We start from the raw sequence: 3,289 nt of genomic DNA, 5'->3' as shown, positions 1-3,289 counted from the left end.
TCGAGCGGCGGCGCGGCGGCGGCGGTGGCGGCGCGCATTGTTCCAGTGGCGCACGGCAGCGACGGCGGCGGCTCGATACGCATCCCGGCGGCATGCTGCGGCGTCTATGGCCTGAAGGCTACGCGCGGCCGCATTCCCATGGGCCCATTGCGCGGCGAGGGCTGGGGCGGCATGGCCACCGATGGTGTGCTCAGCGTGACGGTGCGGGACACGGCCGCGGCCATGGATGCCATATCGGGTTATGAACCGGGCGCGCCTTACGCTTGTCCCCCGCAGACGGGCCCCTACTTGGCCGAGGTCGAGATCGAGGACACGGCGGCAAGGCCGTTGCGCATCGCCGTATGGCGCTCGGCCTGGGACGGGATTCCCGTGGCCCCCGAGCCGCTGCAGGCGGTAGAGCAGTGCGCCAGCCTGTTGCGCAGCCTGGGGCACACGGTGATCGATTCCGCGCCGCCTGCCATTGATTACCAGGCGTTTGTGCGCGCGCATGCCAGTATCCTGGCAAGCAATATCGTGCTTTCGGTGGACACGCGCCTGAAACTGTCCGGCAGGGCGCTGCAAGCCGATGACCTGGAACCGGTGATGATGTCGGGGTACGAACTGGGCAAGCGGATATCGGCGGATGAATACATCGCCAGCATCAATCGCCTGCATGCCATTGGCCGCGCAATGGAAACCTATATGGAAGATTTCGACCTGGTCCTGGCCCCGGCGCTGACTGAGCTGCCCGTGAAACTCGGCGAACTGTCCATGCGGCGCGGCTCGTTTCTCGACCTGCGGCAGCGAGTATCGCGGTATGCCACTTTCATGGCGGTGTTCAATGCATCGGGCCAGCCCGCCGCCAGCCTGCCGCTGTGCGCCACGCCGGATGGCATACCAGTGGCAACGCAATTGATCGGGCGTTTTGGTCGCGAAGACCTGATTCTGCGCGTCTCGGCGCAACTGGAGCGTGCCAGTCCCTGGAAAGCGCGCATTCCGGCGTTACAGGCGTTGTAACCTGGCATATATCCCGGCGGAAACCTGCAATATCGCGGGCAGGCCGCCCGCCGGGATGTAGGCAAGTATGGCAGTTGTAACGACTGGGTAATCCATTTCAAAGATTGCAAAGTAGCCTCGGCGGCGACATATTTTTGGTCTACCCTGAAATAGCTGGACTTTCATCAGGGAGATCAAGCCATGGATACCTTCTCTGCTTTTACTTCCAAGGTGAGTTATTCGATCCGTCCGCGTGTGCATGAAGTCGGATTCGGCGAGTTTCGCGGCTGCGTGGACGTTATCGGCCGCGAGGGAACGCATACATTCAGTTTTGCGCGGTTCTGCGACATGGTCCGCTCGGGACGAGACCGTGCCGAGGCCGATGCTGTGCGTTTGGCGCAACACATTCAGGCCACGGAATGCCGGCACGGCAAGAGCTGGATTCTGCCCGGCCAGGTCAGCGTGCGCTGCGAACCTTCCGCATTTGTCGAGAATGTACCCAGCAGCCTGCTGAATCCCCCCGCCCGGTCGGCGCGCCAAAAACGCCATCTGCAGATGGCCGCTTGAAGATGTGGGTACGCCGCGGCAAGCCGTTGTAGCGGCCGCCGCGGCTACTGGAGCTTGCGCGCCTGGTCCCGAACGTTAAGCCACGGGGTGCAGGCCAGTTGCAGGGCATCGATGATAGGAGTGGCCGGGTCCATCCACAGGCGGGCCGCCTCTACGGGAAGCACAACCGGCCGGCCTACCGTTGGCGGCAAGCCGCCAGCCTCATCGGTGATGATGGCCAGGCCGTCCTGCTTTCCATGCGCATTGCCTGGCCGCCATGCCGTGATGGCGGCTATGTACAGCGGAATGCCGTCCGGCGCGTGCAGGTATTGGCAGGCGTTGTCTTCCTCATCACAGCTGGGCTGATACCAGCCATCGGCCGGCACCAGCACCCGCCGGGCCAGCAAGGGGCGCCATACCGCCGATCCGCGCAACAAGGTGCGGAGAGGAGCATTGGTTACTGGATCCCGCTTCCACCAACTGGGCGCGTAGCCCCAATGGAACCTGTCCATGGCCGGACCGTCGCCGAACTGATGGATGGCCAGGGGTTGCGCGCAAGGCCCGGTGCTTTCATGGCGCCCGGGGGGAGGATGGGGAATGCGTGGATCGATACGGGTGAACAGGGCTTCCATGTATGTCATGGGCCTGGACTGCTGAACAATAGTGCCGCACATACTGGCTCCCCGCGGTTGGCCAATGGGGTAGGCGGGAAGGGGTGGGCGGCGGTGGCAGCCGCGCACAGCTCCGCCTTGGCGGTGCTTCTCACTTTCCACAGTAAAACCTGTACGTCCGTTTGAGCGAATTCGCCGGAACGGACGAGTCAGATGCGATCCTGGCGCGCGTACTTTTCGCGAACATACTGCGCCAGTTCTTCTTCGGTGCTGCGCTGACGCAGATAAGCTGCCGTGACGGTTCGTGACTCGACTGCGGCCTTGGCGGCACGGAGTTCAGAAGGGTGCAGGCGACTATCGTACGTGTCGGATGATTTGAAGTTCGTAAACGACATGACAATCCTCCTCGTGATGCGCGTAACTCGATGTATCGGGAATAAGCAATACAAGCGAGGAAAATCCAAACCTGCTTGACCTGATGTGGCTATACATTGGCTGATTTTTTGATTTTCATCAAGTCTCAATCAGACAGGTTTAGATAAATGCACAAGGCTGGCCATAGTTTGTGAAAGTTTGTGCATAAATTTGCCATTTTTGCGGATTTCGGCCGTATGGTGTGACTTTTTTACATCACTTTTTATGACAGTCATATCCTGTTTGCCGGAAAAATAGGAGTTTGCCGGCTATCCCTTGGCTACCCGGGTGTGAATAGTTGCGTAATGAGAAAGAAGTAGGCGCCGCTTAATTGCGTTATATTGCGATATATAATGTAACGTATACAACCTTAGATACCGAATAATGGGCCTTTCGCCATGACAGGAATAATCAGCTTGATAATCTTCGGCGCGCACTCTGAATCCATGGCGCGATAATCCGGAAAAAAACAATAAGGCTGCCGCGGCAAGAAAGCCGTAGCGCTTTGATTCTTGAAGAAATAAATGCAGAGATTTTTCGCCCGGTGATAGGGCGCCTGGATACCATCCAGCGAAGGTGGAATGCGGGGTAAAAAAAGCCCCCACGCTGCGCCTTCGGCTTGCTGCCCCCCAAGGGGGCTTTTTGCCTTGGGGCGGCCCGGCGGCAAAAAAAAGCCCCCACGCTGCGCCTTCGGCTTGCTGCCCCCCAAGGGGGCTTTTTGCCTTGGGGCGGCCCGGCGGCAA

General features: G+C 60.0%; 5 protein-coding genes. 2 read left to right on the top strand and 3 right to left on the bottom strand.

The window, feature by feature from the left end; translation table 11 throughout:
- Both LPZ50_RS23360 and LPZ50_RS23355 read left to right on the top strand, forming a co-directional pair.
- On the top strand, positions 1 to 996 hold a 996-nt coding region (locus tag LPZ50_RS23360; protein WP_230665250.1), incomplete at its 5' end, for an amidase.
- Between the two features lie 180 nt (positions 997 to 1,176).
- Positions 1,177 to 1,542, top strand: a complete 366-nt coding sequence (locus LPZ50_RS23355; RefSeq protein WP_230665249.1) for a hypothetical protein — start codon at positions 1,177 to 1,179, stop codon at positions 1,540 to 1,542.
- A gap of 44 nt (positions 1,543 to 1,586) precedes the next feature.
- Here LPZ50_RS23355 and LPZ50_RS23350 read toward each other — a convergent pair whose 3' ends face one another.
- The 3 genes from LPZ50_RS23350 to LPZ50_RS23340 all read right to left on the bottom strand — a co-directional run.
- Positions 1,587 to 2,195 carry an SOS response-associated peptidase family protein gene (locus tag LPZ50_RS23350; RefSeq protein ID WP_329957698.1) on the bottom strand — a complete coding sequence of 203 codons (609 nt, stop codon included), beginning with the start codon at positions 2,193 to 2,195 and terminating at the stop codon, positions 1,587 to 1,589.
- Positions 2,196 to 2,341: 146 nt separating this feature from the next.
- Complete coding sequence (locus tag LPZ50_RS23345) at positions 2,342 to 2,527, bottom strand: hypothetical protein (protein ID WP_230665247.1); 186 nt, start codon at positions 2,525 to 2,527, stop codon at positions 2,342 to 2,344.
- 389 nt (positions 2,528 to 2,916) lie between these two features.
- On the bottom strand, positions 2,917 to 3,289 hold a 373-nt coding region (locus LPZ50_RS23340), incomplete at its 5' end, for a hypothetical protein (protein ID WP_230665246.1).

The organism is Bordetella petrii (genome assembly GCF_020991325.1).
Classification (GTDB): domain Bacteria; phylum Pseudomonadota; class Gammaproteobacteria; order Burkholderiales; family Burkholderiaceae_B; genus Bordetella_A; species Bordetella_A petrii_E.
Note: the sequence above shows the minus strand (reverse complement) of the source record. Positions and strands in the feature narration are given on the sequence as shown.

Excerpts from the sequence above, each read along its gene's own strand:
- LPZ50_RS23355 (WP_230665249.1), top strand. The coding sequence starts at position 1,177 with ATGGATACCTTCTCTGCTTTTACTTCCAAGGTGAGTTATTCGATCCGT.
- LPZ50_RS23350 (WP_329957698.1), bottom strand. The coding sequence starts at position 2,195 with ATGTGCGGCACTATTGTTCAGCAGTCCAGGCCCATGACATACATGGAA.
- LPZ50_RS23345 (WP_230665247.1), bottom strand. The coding sequence starts at position 2,527 with ATGTCGTTTACGAACTTCAAATCATCCGACACGTACGATAGTCGCCTG.